At 68.6% G+C, this 19793-nt stretch carries 11 protein-coding genes and 2 pseudogenes; 6 read left to right on the top strand and 7 right to left on the bottom strand.

Annotated features, from left to right (window positions below; all coding sequences use genetic code 11):
- Window positions 1-121 precede the first annotated feature (121 nt).
- Window positions 122-571, top strand: coding sequence for a hypothetical protein (locus tag BG452_RS39250; RefSeq protein WP_188309124.1), 450 nt, complete (start codon window positions 122-124; stop codon window positions 569-571).
- 256 nt (window positions 572-827) lie between these two features.
- Here the strand turns inward: BG452_RS39250 and BG452_RS39245 are convergent, their stop codons facing one another.
- On the bottom strand, window positions 828-1718 hold the full coding sequence (locus BG452_RS39245; RefSeq protein ID WP_188309123.1) for an IS3 family transposase: 891 nt from the start codon (window positions 1716-1718) through the stop codon (window positions 828-830).
- Entirely contained in the window at window positions 1715-2005 is a 291-nt protein-coding gene (locus BG452_RS39240) for a transposase (RefSeq protein ID WP_188309122.1), read from the bottom strand. The genes BG452_RS39245 and BG452_RS39240 overlap by 4 nt, the downstream gene beginning before the upstream one ends.
- A 79-nt stretch (window positions 2006-2084) precedes the next feature.
- On the opposite strand from BG452_RS39240, the pseudogene BG452_RS39235 reads away from it, so the two are divergent.
- Window positions 2085-2396: pseudogene (locus BG452_RS39235) on the top strand (tyrosine-type recombinase/integrase); the annotation flags it as partial.
- Between the two features lie 109 nt (window positions 2397-2505).
- Here the strand turns inward: BG452_RS39235 and BG452_RS39230 are convergent.
- Together BG452_RS39230 and BG452_RS39225 are read right to left on the bottom strand one after the other, a co-directional pair.
- Window positions 2506-3123, bottom strand: coding sequence for a hypothetical protein (locus BG452_RS39230; RefSeq protein ID WP_188309120.1), 618 nt, complete (start codon window positions 3121-3123; stop codon window positions 2506-2508).
- On the bottom strand, window positions 3120-10952 hold the full coding sequence (locus BG452_RS39225) for a polymorphic toxin-type HINT domain-containing protein (protein ID WP_188309119.1): 7833 nt from the start codon (window positions 10950-10952) through the stop codon (window positions 3120-3122). Before BG452_RS39225 ends, BG452_RS39230 begins: the two co-directional genes overlap by 4 nt.
- A 686-nt stretch (window positions 10953-11638) precedes the next feature.
- Here BG452_RS39225 and BG452_RS39220 point away from each other — a divergent pair.
- Window positions 11639-15733 (top strand): DNRLRE domain-containing protein, encoded by a 4095-nt coding sequence (locus tag BG452_RS39220; protein WP_188309118.1) that lies wholly within the window; start codon window positions 11639-11641, stop codon window positions 15731-15733.
- 223 nt (window positions 15734-15956) lie between these two features.
- On the opposite strand, the gene BG452_RS39215 is transcribed toward BG452_RS39220, so the two are convergent.
- The gene (locus BG452_RS39215; protein WP_188309117.1) at window positions 15957-16451 is read right to left on the bottom strand and encodes an NUDIX domain-containing protein; all 495 of its coding nucleotides are present in this window, start codon (window positions 16449-16451) and stop codon (window positions 15957-15959) included.
- A 249-nt stretch (window positions 16452-16700) separates the two neighbouring features.
- Here BG452_RS39215 and BG452_RS39210 point away from each other — a divergent pair, with 249 nt between their 5' ends.
- Window positions 16701-17000 carry a hypothetical protein gene (locus tag BG452_RS39210; protein WP_188309116.1) on the top strand — a complete coding sequence of 100 codons (300 nt, stop codon included), beginning with the start codon at window positions 16701-16703 and terminating at the stop codon, window positions 16998-17000.
- Between the two features lie 229 nt (window positions 17001-17229).
- Here the strand turns inward: BG452_RS39210 and BG452_RS39205 are convergent, their stop codons facing one another.
- A complete protein-coding gene (locus BG452_RS39205) occupies window positions 17230-17754 on the bottom strand; it encodes a hypothetical protein (protein ID WP_188309115.1) in 525 nt (174 codons plus the stop codon).
- A gap of 261 nt (window positions 17755-18015) precedes the next feature.
- Here BG452_RS39205 and BG452_RS39200 point away from each other — a divergent pair, with 261 nt between their 5' ends.
- Together BG452_RS39200 and BG452_RS39195 are read left to right on the top strand one after the other, a co-directional pair.
- Window positions 18016-18873 carry a polysaccharide deacetylase family protein gene (locus BG452_RS39200; RefSeq protein ID WP_223243390.1) on the top strand — a complete coding sequence of 286 codons (858 nt, stop codon included), beginning with the start codon at window positions 18016-18018 and terminating at the stop codon, window positions 18871-18873.
- Window positions 18874-19125: 252 nt separating this feature from the next.
- Complete coding sequence (locus BG452_RS39195; RefSeq protein ID WP_188309114.1) at window positions 19126-19314, top strand: hypothetical protein; 189 nt, start codon at window positions 19126-19128, stop codon at window positions 19312-19314.
- A 5-nt stretch (window positions 19315-19319) separates the two neighbouring features.
- Here BG452_RS39195 and BG452_RS46530 read toward each other — a convergent pair.
- Window positions 19320-19376 (bottom strand): annotated as a pseudogene (locus BG452_RS46530) (hypothetical protein); the annotation flags it as partial.
- Window positions 19377-19793: the final 417 nt, after the last annotated feature.

Here is a 19793-nt window from a genome sequence, read left to right as displayed (position 1 = left end):
CCAGTTAGACGACGCAACACGTAGATCGGTACAGACTCGGCGCTCGCAGCGCATCCTCTGTCTGCAACACGTCTATCAGAGTCATTTGTGTTCAAGACTCCAGACTGCAAGGGTGACAGCCATGAAGATCACGATCACCGTGGAGAACCCGACCCCCGAGGCCCTCGAGAAGCTGCTCGCCCTCGCCGCCATGCCGACCGCGGTCGTGACCGCGGTACCCGACGACCGCTGGACACCCGAGCGGGCCCGCTCGTACTACGACCGCCTCCCGCCGCGAGCGCAGCAGATCCTGCTCCAGGTCCTCCAAGGCGAAGGCGAGTGCGCCGCAGACGAGTTGAAGGCGAACGGCCGAAACCTGCGGGGCTCCACCGGAGCCTTCCGGCGTGTCCTCACCGAAGGCAAGCGCACCGGCCTCTGGCCGGAGGCTCTGGCGGTGCCACTGGTCTCCCACATCGTCGGCGGACAGCTCAAGAAGCTCGAGATGCCGGGACGCGACACAGAGCAGTTCGCACTTCCGGTCTTCCAGGAAGGGTTGGGTGGTCTACGGAGTGGTGACGGCGGGCCGTCCTGAGACACGGGTGCGGGGTATCAAGCCCGCGGAAACCGGAGTCGGGCCGAGCCGCTCAAGATATGTGTACGGCCAACCCGCACAAGCCGAGCCCGTTCTCAACGGCGGCCCGCCACACCCGCAGCGGGCCGTCGAGGACGCATTCCTTCTCGGACGAGTAGTAGTGCAGCCAGTCCTGGGCGTCCGCAGCGGAGCGTTCGTTCCGGGTGAAGGTGAAGTTCCACCCTGAAGTTCCACCCTGCGGTTGGACACTCTCTGTCTACGCCGCGAGGGTGTGACCTTGCCGGTGCCGCCGCCGAATCTCGAGTGGCGTGAGGTAGCCCCACTCGGGGTGCCTGCGCAGGCGCCTACGGTTATAGAAGGTCTCGATGAACGCGAAGACTTCCGCCCGGGCGGTGGCGCGGTCCGGCCAGACTCGGGTGCCGATCTCTTCCTTCAGTACGGCGAAGAAACTCTCAGCGGCGGCGTTATCGTAACAGGAGCCAACCCGGCCCATCGACTGCCTCATGCCCAACTTGACTATCTCACAACGGAATTCAGAAGACGTATATTCGCTTCCGCGATCCGAGTGAAAGATGCAGCCGCGCTCCAGGCCGCCGCGGGCTGCGGCCATCCGCAGTGCGGCTACCGGCAGTTCGGCACGGTGGTGGTCGGCCATCGCATACCCGACGACCTCGCGGGTGGCGAGATCGATTGCCGTGGCCAGGTAGAGCCGACCCTCCTCGGTCGGCAGGCAGGTCATGTCGCCGACCAGCCGCACTCCGGGGCGGGGCGCGGTGAAGTCGCGCCCGATCAGGTCCGGGGCGAACATCGGCTTGCGGGCCTGGCGGGTCAGGTTGCGGCGCCGGCGGCGGGTGACGCCCGTGATCCCACGCTCGCGCATGATCCGCTCCACCTTCTTCCGGTTGACCGGGTGGCCCTGGCGACGGAGCTGCGCGTGCACGCGTGGGACGCCGTAAGCGCCCCGGGACGCCACGTGGATCACGGTGATCTCGGCGGCGAGCAGGTCCTCCTCCCGCCGACGGGCGCGACGGGCCTGCTCGCCGGCACGCCAGGCGTAGAACGAGGAGCGGGTGATCCCCAGGACGCGGCAGATCCGCTTGATGCCCCAGGCGCCGTGGTGATCATCAACGAAACGGAAGCGGATCACCGTGTCGTCTCGGTCGCGAAGTAGGCGGCCGCCTTGCGCAGGATCTCGATCGTCTTCTGCTGCTCGACGTTCTGCCGCCGCAGCCGGGTGAGCTCCTCACGCTCCGCGCTGGTCAGCTCACCGGGCAGGCCCTCGCCCCGGTCGGTCCGGTCCTGCTTGACCCACCCCCGCAGCCCCTCCGGACTGACTCCGAGATCCCGAGCGATCTCGGTGACGTTCCGGTGCGGCGACGAGCGCACCAGCGCCACCGCGTCCCGCTTGAACTCCGCCGAATACCGCTTACTCATGTTGCTCTTGGTTCCCACCTGTGACTGCTTCCTCTGGGCTCATACGCCCCAGTGTCCAGGTGTCCAACCAGAGGGTGGAACTTCACCCGACGGCTCACCCACCGACCCGTCCACCCTGACCCGGCACTTCACCGCGCTGTGCCGGGCAGCCAGGCTCCGCCGCATCCGGTTCCACGACCTCCGACACACCGCCGCGACCCTGCTCCTCGAACAGGGCGTAGAACTCGTCGTGATCAAGGAACTACTCGGCCACGCCCACATCGGCGTCACCGCCACCGTCTACGCCCACGTCCGCTTCCGCCTCCAGCGCCAAGCCATCGACACCCTCGGCGACGCACTCCGGGGCCCCGAGAGCACCGACAACCCGCCAAGTGCAGAACCCGTCCGCTGACGTTGCCGTCAGCGTTGCCGTCAAGAAACCCGGAAGCCCTCGCCAGATTCGCTCTGGCGAGGGCTTCCGACTGCGAGGGAAACGCTTTGTTCCCTATTCAAGCAATCCTTTAGATCTCCAACTCGGATTGCAGGACAAGCCAACTCTGGATCTCCCGATAAATCCGCTCATCGACAATTCGATCAGCAATCCACTCGAGAGATGATAGAACCCGCTCAATCTCCTGGAGCAGTTGAACCTCTTCGCTAGCCTGATTTCGAATATCGGAGAGGTCATCGCCGGGCGAGTAGAACCGGTCCCTGCCCTGTTGGAGATCGTTACGGCGGCGATTAGCTGCCATTAGCACTTCCTCCCGAGAAAGAGGAATCCGCGCTACCGCTAGCCGTGCCGCACCATCCGGTGTCACCGACTCCGGCAATCCGCCAATTGGGGTGCGGCATCGCAATGCCAACGCGGCCAGCCTCACCATCCAGTACGCGGAATGGCATGGGCTCATGCCCCGTTCGTCGAGGGCGAGTTCCAACAACGAAACCGCGAAGTCGAAGTTCTCCCTGCGCTGATCAGTGGAGAGCACTCGCGCGGGGCTTACGCCCAGCTCAGCCGACTCCACCATGGCTAGCCACCACTGGGGCGACGCACCCTCGGGGAACTTGCTGTGAACCCAGCCCCGTCGCTCATCGCCCGGCAGCTGCCGGAGCTCGCTGTACTCTTGCTCGGTCCTTGTCACGGAGCCCTCCCGCCGTAATCCTTAATCGCCGACAAGGGTACGCGAATCCCCGCCTGCTCGAATGCATTGACGCCCTGCTGAAGGAATTGTGCCGCACATTGAGGACATGGAGTGTAGTGGCCGGTCATGTTGTCAATGGATGAGGCAACGCCGCGACTGGTGATCGTGACCTGCCCGGCGCCAATTACGGAGTTTCCGCCGGTCATTACCGTGTGATGAATGCCAGGCATGTCCGGAATGATATGCAGAGAGCCATTCTCTCCGACTGCCCAGAGGAACCGGCCGCCGCCACTAGCAGCCTGAGCGAACTCCGACGTTCCCGCCGTCATGGGCGTCACCCCAGCAAAGTCAGCCTCCATCATCTCGAGCGCCAGATCGCCCGGCTTGTTATTCGCGACCGGCCCACAATTGCTGTTATGCACGAGGACTGGCGTAGCCCCCGCCAGCACATAGTACGTGTGGATGTCGGCGATGGTGAGGTCATAGGCAACCTGAGGGGCGGTATCGTAGTTCCTTACCGCCAGGACAGTGGGAGTTCGGCCGTCTACGGTGCGGACCTTGTCGCCGGGGTTCAGGTCCGCGGCGTCGGTCCAGCGGTGTGTGGTTTCGTCCCAGAACGGGTGGTGCTGGGTACTGGTGAGGCTTTCCACCTTTCCGGGCTCGCCATTGGAGGCGTCGACCTGGAGTTTCAGATCGGTGAAGTGGTCATCGTCGGGCGTGCGGATGGTGCGGATGACCGACTTGGACTCGGTGTTCCCGGTGGCTGGATCCGTTGCCTCGACCTGATCACCGAGCCGGAGATCCTCGATGGCCTGGGTTGTTCCGTCAGCCAGGAGGACCCGCGTGCCCGGTGGGAAGCTGTGCGTCGCGCCCGCGAGCCGGCCGGCGAGGTCGCAGGCCTCGTTCGTGGCGGCTGCGGTCGAATTCTCTACCTTCTCCGCTTCGTTGGATGCCTTTCCTGCCTTTCCTGCGAACTGTCCGGCCTTACCGAGGAGGCGCTCACCTGGGATGGCACCCGCGAGGTTCTGGACGGCGCTCAGGTAGTTGCCGTCGTGGGCGTCGATGGCGGCGGACCCGAGAGCGCCCAGCGTGCTGAATCCGGGGGCGTACTGGAGCGAGTCGAAGAGCTCATGGAAGCTGTCCTTGAGCGTTCCGCCCCTGTAGATGATGAAGTTGTGGTTGCTGACGTAGTTGGGGTGCTCCTTGTTTCCGCTCCAGTCGTTCCAGTAGCCCTCAACCCATCCGTCGCGCTTGAACTGGAACGTTTCGGTGGTGACGTTGCCCTTGTCGTCGGCGCAGGTGCCGAAGCCGCCACAGACACCGTCGGGCCTGAGTCCACTGGGGTCGCTGAGGTTGGCGGGGTTGTTGTTGCTGTAGGCGTAGCCGTTGAGCTGCTGGGCGTCGGTGAGGTCGAGGACCGGGTCGACGGAGATGAAGCGGCCGTTGGCGGAGTCGTATTCGCGGGCTCCGAGGTGGGTGAGGCCGGTGGTGGAGTCGTTGGTGCCGCCGACGAAGCCGCGTTCGGTGGGCCAGGTGGCGGGTTTCTTGCCGCGGGGGGTGCCGAACGGGGTGGTGTCGCCTCGGGTGTAGGCGAGGTTGTCGGCGCTGATGGTGAGTTGGGCGGTTCCCTGCTGGTCGGGGATGAGGTAGTTGAGGCTGCCGTCGGAGGACTTGACGAGGGTGACGTTGCCGGCGGTGATGTAGCGGGTGCCGGTGACCTTGTTGGCGTTCTTGTCGAGCTTGAGCTCCTGGCCGTCCAGGTAGAGCGTCACCGCGTCGGGTTCGCGGCGCAGGAGGCGGGTGCCGTTGGCGTCGTAGAGGAAGGTCGTGCTCTTGCCCGCGGTGGTGGACTTGGCGAGGTGGCCCTCGGTGTTCCATTCGAGGGTCTGGTCGCCGTCGGCGGTGACGCGGCGGATGGTGTTGCCGGCCTCGTCGTAGGTGAAGGTGTCGGTCCGGGCTCCGGTGCCGGTGATGTCGACGCGGGACAGGGCGTGGGGTCGAGTGCCTCCCGGCACGGGGTAGGTGGAGGTCCGCTGGCTCTGGTCGCTCTGCTGGTTCTCGGTGGTCTGGGTGAGTTGCGTCCAGGGGAGCCAGCTGCCGGTCGTGTAGGCCCGCTTGGTGTAGTTGAGTGCTCCGCCTGCGGCCGTGATGAGCTTCAGGTCACCGCCCGAGCTGACGACGGCTGCCGAGGTGGGCTGGTCGAGCTGGCCGACGACCTGGCTGACGTTGCCCCAGCTCTGCCAGCTGGCGTCGGGCTTTCGGACGGTGTGCCAGATGGATCCGCCGGCGATGGCGGCGACTTCGAGGCCGGCGCCGGTGGCGGTCGCGGTGAGGTTGGTGGGCGTGCTGAGGGAGCCGGTGACGCTGTAGACGTCGCCCCAGCGCTGCCAACTGCCGCTGGAGTTGCGGATGGTGTGCCAGAGCTTGTCGCCCGCGATGACGATGACCTCGAGGCCGGTGCCGGTGGCCGCGCTGGTGACGCGGGTGGCGCCGGTGAGGCTGCCGGTCTCGCCGTAGACGTTGCCCCAGGTTTCCCAGTTGCCGTCGGGCTTGCGCAGGGTGTGCCTGAGTGCGCCGTCGGAGAAGGTGAGGACCTCCAGTCCGGAGGCGGTGGCGGACAGGGACAGCTGGTTGGGGTTGGACAGGGACCCGACGACGCCGGTGACGTCGCCCCAGGGCTGCCAGGAGCCGTCGGCCTTGCGCAGGGTGTGCCAGATCCTGCCGCCGGCGACGGCCATGATCTGCAGGGTGTTGTCGGCCCAGGCCGCTGCGACGTGTTCGACCGGGGCGGTGAGAGGGCCTGCCTGGGTCGTGGTGTGGAGGTTCTCGAAGTTGCGCCAGGTCCCGTTGGCGCGCTGCTGGGCGAGGTAGACCTGACCGTCGGAGATGGCGACGGAAGCGGTCTGGCTGTCGCCGGCGATGGCGACGGAGGTGACCTTGCCGGTGTCCATCAGCGGCCCGGGTGCGGCTCCGCTGGTGCGGTTGGTCGCCTGGGTGCGGTTGCCGGCCGCGTCGTAGGTGTAGCTGGTCCAGTACGGGTCGGCTCCGCCGACGTTGGGGCCGATGCCGGAGGTCGGCTTGGCGACGCAGTCGTCGGTCGCTGACCAGGCGTTGGTCAGGCGCTGGGCGAAGTCGTAGGTGTAGCACTGGGTGTCCGTGACAGCGGCGTCGTCGCGGTCGTCGCGGACTCGGGTGATGCTCCCGACCGGATTGTAGGTGTAGGTCTTCTTGTCGAGTGTCTGCGGTCGGGACTCCTCACGATCGGTCTGGGCGAGTGCGAGGCGCTGGGTGGCGTCCTCGTACACGTAGGTCTGAACGGCCCTGGATCCGATGTTGCCGATGACGCTCTGCTGGAGCTGTCCGGTCGGCGAGTACTGGTTGCCGAGGGAGTAGACCCGGCTGCCGCCGCTGACCGAGGTGGGCAGGCCCAGCGCGGTGTAGTTGCGGTGGACGGACTCCTGCGCGAGTCCTCCGCCGGCGGGATAGGTCGTGGTGTCCACCAGTCCGGTGTCGGGCGTGTAGGTCTGTGAGGTGGTGTAGGTGCCGGTGAGGAGTCCTTCGCTGTCCGGGATGGTGACGGCGGTCCCGGTCGGCTTGCCGGCGCTGTCGAAGCCGGTGGTGCTGGTGGTGTAGGCCTTGCCGTTCTCGAAGCGGGTGCTGCCGGTGGCCAGGCCGTTGCTTCCCGGGAGGGCGTCGTAGGCCCACTCCGCCAGCTTCGGACCGCTGGTGGAGCCGTCGAACATCGCCGTCTTGCGGCCCAGGATGTCGTAGGCGTACGCGAGCGTCTTGCCCCGCGCGTCGGTGACGGTGGCGAGCGTGCCGTCCGCGTTGTAGGTGCTGGTGGAGGTGCCCTTGTCCGGGTCGACGGCCTTGGTCTGGCGGCCGAGCAGGTCGTACTCCCAGCTCCAGGCGTTGCCCGCCGGATCGGTGAACCGGGTGAGCTTGCCCGCCGGGTTGTACGTGTACTTCAGCGTCTCGTACGCCGAGGCCGGCGCGTCGTAGTCCGGGCTTCCGCTCTTGTAGTGCCGCACCTCGGACGTGCGCCCGTGGGCGTCGGTGATCGTGAGCGTGGGGGTGCCGCCGTCAGGCGGGGTCGTCGCACCCCAGTTCACGCCGTAGCGCGTGGTGGAGCGCCACTTCTCGACGTTCAGCGACTTGAAGATGCTGGCGGTCGGCCGGTCGAGGCCGTCGAACTCGGTCTCGGTCTGGGACGGGACCTTGTTGTCCAGTCCGATCCACAGCGCCGCCTCCGGGGCGCCGTCGGCGTGGTACGCCGCGTTGGCGCGGTAGACCCGACCGTGGCTGTCGTAGAAGCTGTCGGTGATGTTGCGGCCGCCGTTGTGGGCGGTGCTGCCGCCGTGTGCCTCCTCCTGGACCTGGCGCGGGCGCAGTAGGCCGTCGAACAGGGAGATGCTGGTGCGGTAGTCGCCGCCTTCCAGGAGGGTCCTGGTCGTGATGGCGGGCTGCTTGCCCGGTTCGATGGTGTACGTGTACGTCGCGTTGGGCGAGGCGCTCTTGTCCCGGCCCGGGTTCCAGACGGCCGTGGTGCGGCCGAGGGCGTCGTAGCCGATGGAGGTGGTGCGGTTGTTGGCGTCGACGACCTTCACCGGCAGGGCGCGCAGGCCGTCGTAGGTGGTGGTGGTCGTGAAGCCCTTGGGGTTGGTGGACTGGACGACGATGGGCTGGGTGCCGCTCGCCGGGGTGTAGGACGTCGTGGTCTCCGCGTTGTTGACGTCCTTGACGGAGGTCACGCGGCCGTACTGGTCGTACGCGGTGGTGGTGGCCGTGAGGTAGTGCGGGGTGCCGCCGTCGTAGCGATCGAGGCCCTCCGCCGTGGTGACGTTGCCCTTGCCCGGTTCCGGTGCGGTGCCGAGCGGTCGGCCGTCGTAGGACGTCCTGGCTTCGCTCGTGACCGTTGCCGGTGTGGCGTCCGTCGAGCAGAGGGTGCTGGTGGTCTGGACGGACTGCGGGTAGGCGATGAGCCAGTTGGCGGTGTCCGGGGTGACGTAGGTGGTGCGGGTGCACTGCTCGTCGCCGGTGACGTTGGTGTCGCCCTCGTCGGAGACGGTCCTGGTCTGGCCGTAGTCGTCGAAGGTGCGGCTCAAGCGGAGCGTGCGGGCGGTGCTGCCGTCCGGCTGGAGCGCCTTGGTGGTCTCGCTCTCGGTGCGGACCATCGTGGCGGTCAGCGGCGGCAGGGCTGCGGCTTCGGGCCGGCCCGGCTCGGGCGGCAGCGTCGTGGTGGGCTTGCCATCCTTGGTCGGCAGGGCCTTCACCGCCCGGCTCGCGGTGCCGCGGAGCCAGGGAGTGCTCACGGTGCTCGTGAGGGGCCGACCGCCGTCCTGGTCGTAGGTGATGGTCTCACGGACTTGGCCGGCGAGTTCGTTGCTGTCCTTGATGCCCTGGAGCGGATTGACGGGCCTGGACTGGCCGTTGGCGAGGGTGTCGCCGTCCATGCCCTGGAAGTAGACGGTCTCGGTCAGGCTCTTGTTGGAGTCACCGACGCGGGTGCGGACCCGCTGGTAGCCGCGGAAGTCGTTCCAGGTGCGGTCCTTGTCTGCGGTGAACTCGGAGTTGTCGCGCCGCCAGGCGGGGCCGTCCAGGTACTCGTATCCGGTGACCTTGTCGGGGGATCCCGAACCGGCTACCAGGTCATGCTCGGTGACCGTGACCACGAGGTACTTGTGGAACCAGTCGAGGACCGGGTCGACCGCGCCCTCGGGGGTCCACCAGGACGGGTAGCAGCGCCTGGCGTTGCTGTCCGGAGCGGGCAGGGATCCCGCGACGCAGTCGATGTCGCTGTACTTGATGTCGGTGTTGGAGCCGGTCTCGGAGGTGATCCGGTTGATCCGGTACCGGTTCATCGGGGGGCGGCCCTCGGCGGAGTCGACCCGGTTGGGGCGCAGGTCCCCGCCGAAGGTCACGGGCTGCAGGGTCGACTGGGCGCTGCCGGCTTTGGCGGTGCGGGTGATGGTCTTGAGCCACAGGGCCCGGCCGCCGCTGTCACCGGTGGCGGGGAAGTCCTGGTCCAGGCTCCAGGCGTCGATGTCCTTGTAGCTGCCGTCGCCCTGCAGGGCCTGGGTGGTGATGCCGGTCAGGCGCTTCTTGGACCAGAAGGTCGGGGCGCCGTTGCGGCAGTCCTGGTTCTGGTCGCAGGACTGGTCGACGGGGGTGTCGTACCAGTTGGCGGCGTTGGCCTTGGTGAAGGAGCAGTCGGCTGCCACGCACCGGTCGGCGGTGGAGAAGAGGACCTTGCCGGCCGGGGAGGCGCTGTAGACCTGGCCCGCGCGGTGGCCGTACTCGATGTGGTTCAGCGTGGCGGCGCGGGCGTATGCGGCGTCGGCCTTGGGCGTGCCGGTGCCGGCGCCGATGTTCTTGGCGTAGGCGTTCTTCTCCTGGTCGTAGAAGTACGCCAGCGCGTTGCCGTGCGGGTCGACGACGTAGTCGAGCTGCCAGCGCCAGGCCCGGTCGCGCGAGGAGTCCTTGAACGCGGGGGCGTAGCCGGGCTCGCCGGGCTGGTTGCCGAACACCGGGACGGTCAGGGCCGAGCCGGTCTCGGGCTTTCCGGCGCTCCATCCGGGCAGGCGGTTCTTGCCGAAGAAGTACTGGGTGCCGTCGGTCGTGGTCACCTTCCAGTACTCGTTGTCGGTGTCGCCGTTGGCGGTGTCCGACGTGTTGCCGTTGAGCTTCTCCACCCGCGAGCCGTCGTCGTTCGACAGCTTCCAGGTGCCGGTGGCATCGTCACGGACCAGCGCCGAGGTGTTGCCGTTGAGCGAGACCGCGGCGTTGTCGGACTTCCAGCACAGGTCGCCGCCGGAGTCGGGAGCGTTGTTGCCGGAGCCCTTGTCTCCCGCGCAGGCGGTGTAACTGCGCTCGATGAAGCCCGGGTTGTAGTCCCAGCCGTCACCGATCCAGGAGGACTGGTTGTTGGTGGACGCGGTACGGCCGTCGATGGCCGCGGACGAGTAGCCCAGGGCGACCTTGGGCACCATGCCACCTGGCGCCGGCGGCACCTGGATCGGATAGGACCAGTTGAAGGAACCGGTGTTGCCGCCCACCGACCAGGTGCCGGACGGAGACAGCGACGTCGCCTTGTAGTTGCCCTCGGGGCCCGAGGCACCGGCCGTGGCGGCCAGCACGGTCGCGCCGCCGGCCGACGTGTCGGCGGCCTGGGCGAAGGACGCCTTGACCGCGCCACCATGAGCCTGGCTGTCGGCGGCCGCGACGGCGACGTCGGCCGTGAGGGTACCGGTCTTGGTGTCGTTCGAGGTGGCCAGCGCCGTGGCCGTGCGGCACTGCGGCTGATCCGGGGTGGTCAGCGCGCATGCCGGCAACTGGACGAAGGTCAGGCGGGAGCCCCAGTCCGCGCCGAACGACTCGCGGAAGGCCTTGTAGTCCAGTTGGACACGCGCCTTGTCCGGGGCGGCGCTGCCGGCCACGGGCTGCAGATGGACGAGGAGTCCGTCGAGGCCCACGGTGGCCGCTGCGGTTCGGTCGGACAGCGCCACGCGGACCTTGGGCTGCTGCCCGGCTGCCGGGCTCGCTCCGACCGACGTGACGGTCAGCGGCAGTCCCGGCGCCTTCGCCTGGGCGGACTGCTGTTGCGCTGCGGTCGGGGGCAGGGCGATTTCGGCCTGCCCTTCCTTCGGCCATGCCGCTGCGGGAGGCGCGGTCGGGGGCTGGGCGGCCTTCGAGTCCGGGCGTTCCGCCACGACCCGGGACAGCGGAACGGACTCGGTGTGCTGGACGGGCGGGAGCTTGAACTCGTTGCCGGCAGCCGCCGCGATGGCGGGTATCTGTACGGCAGCGGCTATCAGGGCCGTCGCAGCCATGGGCGCGAGTTTACGGAGCACAGGTCGTGTTATTGCCTCGGAACGGCGCTTTCGCGGTCCCGGCGAGGCGCCCGTGTCGGATGGATACATCCGCTTCATTCCTCTTGGTCGTCTTGTGCGGGTGCGATCACACCCGGCGGGACGCTACCAAGACCGACGGACGGAACGGGTACCAATGGTCTGTCAAAACTTGGACCTGACCCGTCTTTTATCTCTCTTTCATAACTCATCCACATCCCGGCCGACACTATTCCGAACTAGTGCCGCACCATAAAAGACCGACTTGTCCGCTGATATCCGACGGGTTGACTGACACTCCGTGACATGTGATCACGATGTGGTATCCGATTTCTCCGTCCTGCGGGGCACAGCCGCCGGTATGCCCCCTGGGTCGTCACTGCCCGCTTGCATGATGAGGGCGCCTGCGAACCACAGAGAAAGAGAAGGGGATGCATCATCACAACGCCCACCGAATAGGGCGAACCGCCCGGAAGTCAGTGGCCGCACTGATCGCCGCAGCCGCCGTCAGCTTCGCCACGCTGGGCCAGATCCCTGCCCACGCCGACACCGGAAGGCCGTCCACCGCTCATCAAGCGAACACGCTTGAAGAAGCCGCTGTTCTGAAAGCACGTCAGAGCGGAAAGTCCGTCGATGTCACGGATCGCCAGGACGAGTCCACCGATCTCGTGGCCAACCCCGATGGCAGCTTCACCTGGCGTCGCCACGCGAGGCCGGTCCGCGCCAAGGTCGACGGACACTGGCAGGCAGCCGACGCCACCCTGGAGCGCCGTCCGGACGGCAGCATCGCCCCCAGGGCCTCCGTCTTCCCCATGACGTTCTCCGCCGGCGGCAACGGACCGCTGGCCACCATGGCGAAGGACGGCAAGTCGCTCGCCATCACCTGGCCGGCCGCGCTTCCCCAGCCCGAACTGGACGGCACGACGGCCCTGTACCGGGACGTGCTGCCCGGAGTGGACCTGAAGATCCTCGCCGAGGCGGACGGCTTCGCCCACCATCTGGTCGTCAAGACCCGCCAGGCCGCGGACGACCCCCGCCTGGCCCAGATCACCTACGGCCTCAAGACCACGGGCATCACCCTGAACAGCGGCCCGGACGGCCAGATCGCCGCATCCGACAACAGCGGCCGTGCGGTCTTCACGGCAGCGGCTCCGCGCATGTGGGACTCCCACGCCCCGGCCGACGCACCCCAGCCCACCACCGCTGCCCCCTCACCGATGGCCAAGGTCGCGCTGGCATCAGCCGCGCAGTCCGCCGACAGTGCCCCCGTACCGGACCCGGTCAGCCCCGGTGCCGCCGAGCACGCGCCGAAGACGATGACCACGCATGTCAGCCCGGACTCGCTGCGACTGACTCCCGACCCCGGGCTCCTCCACGACCCGAACACCGTCTTCCCCGTGGTCATCGACCCGACGTTCACCGACGGCTGGCGCAACCGGTGGGCGGTCGTCTTCTCCGCCACACCGGACGCCGCCTACCCCAACGGGGACGGCTGGCACTCGGACAACCCACCGGACGAACCTCGCGTGGGCTACAACGGCAGCGGCAACACGCGCTCCTACTTCGAGATGAACACCCGCGGCCTGGCGGGCTCCACGATCCTGTCGGCGACCTTCCATGTCGACGAGACCCACTCCTGGGGCTGCGACCCAGCCGCGGCGGGCAACACCGAACTGTGGGTGACCGGCCCCATCAACTCCACGACACCCACCTGGAACCGTCAGGCCTCCTGGGACCGGATCCTGGCCGCCCAGGCCTTCGCCCACGGCAACCCCACCTACTGCCCCGGAGTCCAGGGCCAGGACTTCAGCACCGACGCCCTGCGCGAGGCCGTCCAGGGAGTCGCCAACAGCGGCGCGGACAGCTTCACCCTCGGGCTGCGCACCCCTGACAACTACCTCGGCAACCACAACAGCTACAAGCGCTTCAAGAACAACCCGTACCTGGAAGTCACCTACAACCACCCGCCCTCGCTCGACGACTACGCGGCCTGGGAAGGCCAGTGGACGCCCGGCAGCAGCGGCAACGTCAACGTGCCGTGCGTCAGCGACCCCGCCGCCTGGCCCACCATCGGACGCAACGACATCGTCCTGACCGCCAAGATCTCCGACCCCGACGGCTATGTGAAAGCCAAGTTCGAGGCCTGGGACCACGACAGCGGGCAGGCCTTCCCCCCGGTCTGGGCGGAGGCCCCCAGCGGCACCTGGGCCATCACGAGGATCAGCGCCGACAGCCTGCGTGACGGAGGCCGCTACAAGTGGCACGTCCAGGCCGAGGACGGCCTCGCCGTCACGGGCTTCGGCCGCGACTGCGGCTTCAACGTCGACCGCACACCACCGACCAAGCCGACCGTCACCGCCGCGGACGGCCACAGCATCGACGTCGGCGAGGTACCGCCGCGCACACAGCGCACGCTCAAGTTCGCCTCCAGCGACCAGTTCGGCCTGAAGGGCTTCTGCTACTCCCTCAACAAGCCCCTCCCTGTGGTCAACCAAGGCTGCGGCGGCACCTGGGCTGACGCCGGTCCGGACGGCACCGCCACCGTCTCCGTGACCCCCACCATGTGGCCGACCAACCGGCTCACAGTCCAGGCCATGGACAAGGCCGGCAACCTCTCCCCCTACGACGGAACGGACGGCGGTCCCAACTCCAGCACGACACTGATCACCACGGCCAAGAACCACTTCGTCCACGACGCCACCGACCCGACTCTCGACGGTGACCGGCCCGGCGACCTCACCGGCGACGGGTACGCCGACCTGGTGGCCGCCACCAGCACCGGCGACCTCGTCCTCTACCCCGGCCGCGGCGACGGCACCTTCGACCAGCCCCGGACCGTCGCCACCCCTGGCTGGTCCGGAGCCCTGATCACCCACCGCGGTGACTTCATCAGCCAGACTCCCGGCCAGACCAAGGACGGCTACGAGGACTTCCTGGTCAAGCAGGGCAGCAGGCTCTACCTCTACCCCGGCAACGGCATGGGCGCCCCGGACGAGTCCCGGCGCACCGAGCTGCTCCACCCCGGCGGAGGCGACTGGTCCAGTACCAGTCAGATCGTCGCCGCCGGCAACCTCGACGGCAAGCCCGGCAGCGACCTGATCACCAAGGACGGCGACGCCCTCGTGCTCTACAGCGGCACCGACGCCGGACCGCTCGCCGCCGAAACAGGCACCACCCAGCTCAAGCCGGGCGTCGTCATCTCACCCGCCGGCTGGAGCGACTACGACGTCCTCGCCCCGGGTGACGTCAACGGGGACGGCATCCCCGACCTGCTCGCCCGGCGCAACACCACCGATCCCGGTGGCGGCGACTACGGAAACATCCGGCTGGTCCTCGGTACCCGCAGCGCCGACGGAGGCGGGTACCAGGTCGGCAACCCGGCCACCGGCGCGCTCTACGCCAAGGGTTTCGACCCGCAGCACCGGCCGCTGATCACCTCACCCGGCAACCTGTACGGAAGCGTCACCGACAGCGGCCGTGGCTACTCCGTGTTCACTCCGACCCCGGGACACACCGTCGGCGACGTCGTCGCGGCCACTCCAGCCGATGCCACCGCCACAGTGACGTACTACACCGCCGACGGGACCGCGCAGACCACCACCTGCCCCACCGGCTGCCTGCTCACCTACCCGGGCACGCCCACCGGGCTCGGCCTTCCGCGTCTGGCCTCCCGGGGCGACCTGCACACCACCACCGCGCTCGACGGCGGGCAGAGCCTGCGGAGCCCGGCCACCGCCATGACGCGTGCCGCCAACGGCACGCTCGTCGCGGTGAAGGTCACCGCCGACGGAAGCCTGTGGGCGACCAACCAGGTGAACACCACCGCCGGTTTCCGCAACTGGTACGCGCTTAGCGGCCAGGGCCGCCACACCGGCGACCCGGCGTCCATCCTGTCGCCGGCCGCCGGAGGCACCGTCCATATCTTCGCCCGCACCCGCACCGGCCAGATCGTCGACTACGCCCAGACCAGCCCCGACGCGTCCTTCAGCCCCGCCGTAGCGGTCGGCAGCTCCGCGCCGGTGTTCGCCCAGGACCCCGCCGTCAGTCTCGCCACCAACGGCGGCATGATCGTCACCGCCGTCGACACGGCGGGCGACCTGTGGGCGACCAACCAGTCGGCCGCCGGATCGCCGTTCGCGGCCTGGAACAAGATCAGCATCGCAGGAGGCCTCACCGGGCGAACCGCCTCCGTGCTGTCCCCTGGGGCCGGCGGCACCACCAACGTGTTCGCTCGCACCACCAACGGGCACATCGCCTACTTCGGGCAGAGCGGCCCCACGAGCGCATTCGGCACCGGCACCTACCTCGGCGGCAACTCGCCCGTCTTCGCGGGCGACCCCAGCGTCACCGTGGCGGCGAGCGGTGGCATGATCGTGGCCGCCATCGACGTCAACGGCGACGTCTGGGCCATCGACCAGTCCGGCCCCGGAACCGACTTCCGCAGCTGGTACCGGATCAGTCTCAACGGCGGCACGGGCGGTGCCACCAGCATCGTGCTGTCCGCCGGAGCAGGCGGCACGGTCAACATCGTCGCCCGCACCGTCAACGGACACATCGCACTGTTCGGTCAAGGCGGCCCGACCACCGGATTCAGCGCCGGCGCGTACCTCGGCGACCCGAGCATGATCTTCGCCGGCGACCCCCGCGTCATGCTCTCCGACAACGGAGCCATGATCGTCACCACCACCGACGCAGCCGGCACCACCTGGGCCATCGACCAGCCCGCAGCGGGGGCAGACTTCCGCTCCTGGTACCAGGTCTAACCACCAACCAGAGGAACGAAGCCGGCTGACCTGGCGGAAGACGCCAGGTCAGCCGGCCTTCTCGTCTCCTCTGTCATAGGACCCGGCCGTGCTGTTCCCCGGCCATCGGCACGCCCACCGCCGGTACCGGACCGGGGTCTTCCCGGTCGCTGAGCACACCCACAGCGCACACGATCAAGCTTCCCATCGTGCCATGCTGCCCGGCTCTGAGGGTGAGGTCAGATCAGCATCCCCGCGCACGCACCAAGGTGTGGGGGTCGAAGGGTTCGTCGTTCCAGCCGTGGGCGGAGAAGCCCCGTCCGCCGGAGAAGTAGTGGGTGAGGGCGGCGTGGGAGGGCGGGAACATCGGCAGCGGCAGTGCATCGGCTGGGGACCAGATGACGTCCAGGTGCTTGTCCGGCTCGGTGTTCGTCAGTCCGCCGTGCCAGGCGGTGGCGAGGAACACGGACAGGAGGAACGGGCCCGTGCCGTCCCAGCTGGCCCGGACCTGGACCGTGTGGACGAGCCGCAGGTGCTCCGGGGCGACGATCAGCCCGGTCTCCTCCCGGAGTTCGCGGGCGGCGGCTTCGTCCAGGAGCTCACCGACCTCGACCTTGCCGCCGGGGATCGTCCACACCGGTGTCGTGCTCCACCTGGTCGCGGCGTAGTGGACGGTCGCGACCACGCCCCGGTCTCGGTCGTGGGCGATCACGGCCACGACCTGGCGAAGGCTTTCCACGTGCTACCTCCAGGAAGGTTGTTCGGGCGGTCGGTGCGGGGTGGCGCAGCTGCGCCGGTACGGTGCGGGCGTAGCCGATGATCTCCTCGTCGTGGTGGTCGAGGGCCCAGCGCGGGGTTGGTGCGAGCTCCCCGCCCGCCGACTCCGGAGACGGGCACGCCGCCAACGAGATGGACCTGGAGTGAAGCTTCGCGTCGGAGGGGCCACGCGCGTCACGATGGTGACCCCCATCAGCACGAGGAGGACACCATGAGCGGCACGATCCCCCCGGGCGCCCGGGGCCGGTGGCGCGACCAGCGCGGCCGCGACCTGCGAGGCCCCACTCGGGTGCCGAAGCACCCCACTCTGCCCCAGCCGGGCCAGATCCCGGCAGACTCGGAGAACGAGGAGGAGACCATGACGCCCCAGAAGGGTCCGGGTGGCGACGACAACAACGGGGTCGGCGGCGCGCCGCCGACCCCGCCCGACCCGGCCAACCCGCCGCCGTCGAGCGGCAGGTGCGGAGTGGAGTCTGGCCGAACACCCGGATCCGGTACGCCGAACGGCTGACCCCCGCAGGTGTGGGGAGGAGGCTTTCCGACCTGCGGCGTAGCGCGGCCTTTGCTGTTTCTTGGCCCTGCCGCGTAGCTGGCAAGAGGGCAGGCTTGGCGGGCTGTTGTGGTGTCAAGGAGCGCGCTCCATCGTGCCATGCCGTTCGCCGATGTGGGTTGCGGGCGGAGATCGGCTCTCTTGACGAGACGTATGACCAAGGGGCGGCGCCAACCGCGACTGGCCGCTTCTACGCCGGCGGGTCCGGTTTGAAGGTGCGGGTGCGGTGCCAGGGGCTGATGTGGCCGGTGTCGGTGACGGTGATGTAGCCGCGTTCGTAGAGGCTGTCGCAGCCGAGGCTGCAGGCGACCATGGCGATGGTCGCGAAGTCGCGTTTCTCGTCGTCGGTGCAGATGGCGCGCTTCGTGATGTGGGCGGCTATCAGGAAGCCGGCCGGCAGGGTGCGGCCGCAGAGGGCGCACTCCTCCGTGGGACCGGGGAGGAGGTGGCGCTTCAGGGCGGCTTGTTCTCCCCGGCGGGCGCTCGTCGCGGTGCGTTCGAGTTCGCCGTCGTAGGCGGTGGCGGTGGCGGCGTTGGCGTCGGCCTGGGGGTCTGGGGGGGGGTGTGACGGCAGAGGAGGCTTCGAGGGCGAGATAGGCCTGGAGGGTGTCGCTGTCGTCCTGGTCGAGGATGTAGATGCCCTGGATGTGCGCTCGGGTCTCCAGGCGAGTACCGGCCCAGGAGGCCTGGGCGGGCTCCAGCGGCTCCGCGCCACTCCTGGGCGGTGGCCACGGGAGCTGACCGCACCACCAGGCCAGCCCTCTCCGGGGCCGCGACCGGACCTGCGTCGTTGGAGAGATCCTCCGCAGGAACCGGAGATGCCCCGGCCAACGGCGCAGGACGCGATCGCCGGCCTGAGATCAAAACATCACGTTGTCACCGTCCTGCTACGGGCGTCCGAGGGAGGAACCCGTCCGATGCGGTTGACGTCGTGGACCACGGAATCAGGCAGGTGCGGTCGGAGGAGTGGTCGTTGATGGATTTCAAGGCGCGTATGGGGAACCTGGGCAACCGCTCGCGGGCGGCTCTCGCCGTGGCGGTCGTCGTCGTGGCGGCGAGCGCCTGGGTCGTTCCGACGGTCACCGGGTCGACCCCCACCGCCGACCGGAACGTCACGCACGGCCAGGACGGGACCGCCGACGGCCACGGCGCCCAGGACGGCGGCGCCCAGGACGGTGGCGCCCCGGCCACTGGCGGCGGCGCCGCACAGCAGGGGGGTGTGCCGGAGGGCATAGCCCACGCCTCCGAGGCCGGTGGCAACGCCGTCAACATCACCATCGACGACGGCCCCGACCCGGTCTGGACGCCGAAGGTCCTGGACGTGCTCAAGCGGTACGGAGTGAAGGCGACGTTCTGCATGATCGGGCCGCAGGCCAAGGCCCACCCCGACCTGGTCAAGCAGGTCGTGGCCGCCGGGCACCGGCTCTGCGACCACACCGTGGACCACGACACCACCATGGACAAGAAGCCCGTCGCCTACCAGGAGAAGGAGATCCTGGACGCCAAGAAGATGATCGAGGAGGCGGCGGGCAGTCCCGGCGTCGTGCAGTACTACCGGGCGCCCGGCGGCTCGTTCACCCCGGACAGCCGGCGGATCGCCGCCGCGAACGGGATGCGTCCGCTCGGCTGGAACGTCGACTCCAAGGACTTCGAGAAGCCCGGCACGGCCGCCATCGTCGAGACGGTCAAGAAGGAGCTCTCCAACGGCCCGACCGTCCTGTTCCACGACGGCGGCGGCGACCGCCAGCAGACCGTGGACGCCCTCGGTCAGGTGCTCGGCTGGCTGAAGGCCCAGGGACGCCCCACCGGCTTCCCGGTCCGCACCACCCCGTGACACCTCGTCCGCCCGTGAAGCCTCGACGCCCGGCCCTTCCCCGACCACAGCCGCCCCGCCGTTCGGGCAATCGTGCCCGCTGCCAGGGCGACGCCGAGAGACGACGACCCGCCGGACCAGGCGTCACCCTGCCGCTCCGCCCGGCCTGGGACCGGCCAGGCAGGCCATCGGCGGTCACGGTGTCGCGTCGGGAGCGCCCTGCGAGCCGGGGCGTGCGATCCGCTGTCAGAGGGGCTTGGCAGGATGCTCCCCATGCTCGCCATCCGTCCTGACCAGCGCCGTGACAACCGGCCCGCCCGGACTGCTCCTCCCGACGTTGAAGAAACGGGCACCACGTCCCGCCGCCTCGCCCAGGACAGAGCCAGGCAGCAGCAGGACCGGCAGAAAGTAATCGCCTTCAACTCGGAGGGCGCGAGGTTCTTCACCAGCGTGAAGCAGTAGGCCTCGGCCAGGTCGGGGAATCTCTCCTCGAACCACAGGTAGTCAGCAGCGGTCACCGTCATGACGCAGATCGTCGCCCATACATCCGACAGCGCGGCAGGAGAAGCGTGGGCCCTGTGGTCGGGAGCGGACCAGGCTACGGCGCGATACGTACGCGTCAGAGAGCAAGGTTGAGGATCGGCTGCTGTGGCCGCCTGGTTGGATTCCCGCGACTGCGGTGAGGTTGACGGTGGGCGTCGGCGGCCGCCCCGTTGGCGCGGGGATGAGCTTTCCGACCTGCGGCGAAGCTTGGGCTTTCCAGTCCAGACTGGGGGAACTTCACGGTCGAAGCCGACGTCCATCTCCGAGGCCACCCGGAACCGATCGTCCTTCAGCGCTCCCTCGTGCTCTGACGCCAGTGGGGCGGGACCTCTCCGGCCAGGATGGGGGAGGGGGCGTACTCCTCCGACTTGGGTGGTCCAGGCACCGGCTGACCCCCG

The sequence above is a fragment of the Streptomyces sp. CBMA123 genome (assembly GCF_014596465.1).
Taxonomy (GTDB): domain Bacteria; phylum Actinomycetota; class Actinomycetes; order Streptomycetales; family Streptomycetaceae; genus Kitasatospora.
Note: the sequence above shows the minus strand (reverse complement) of the source record. Positions and strands in the feature narration are given on the sequence as shown.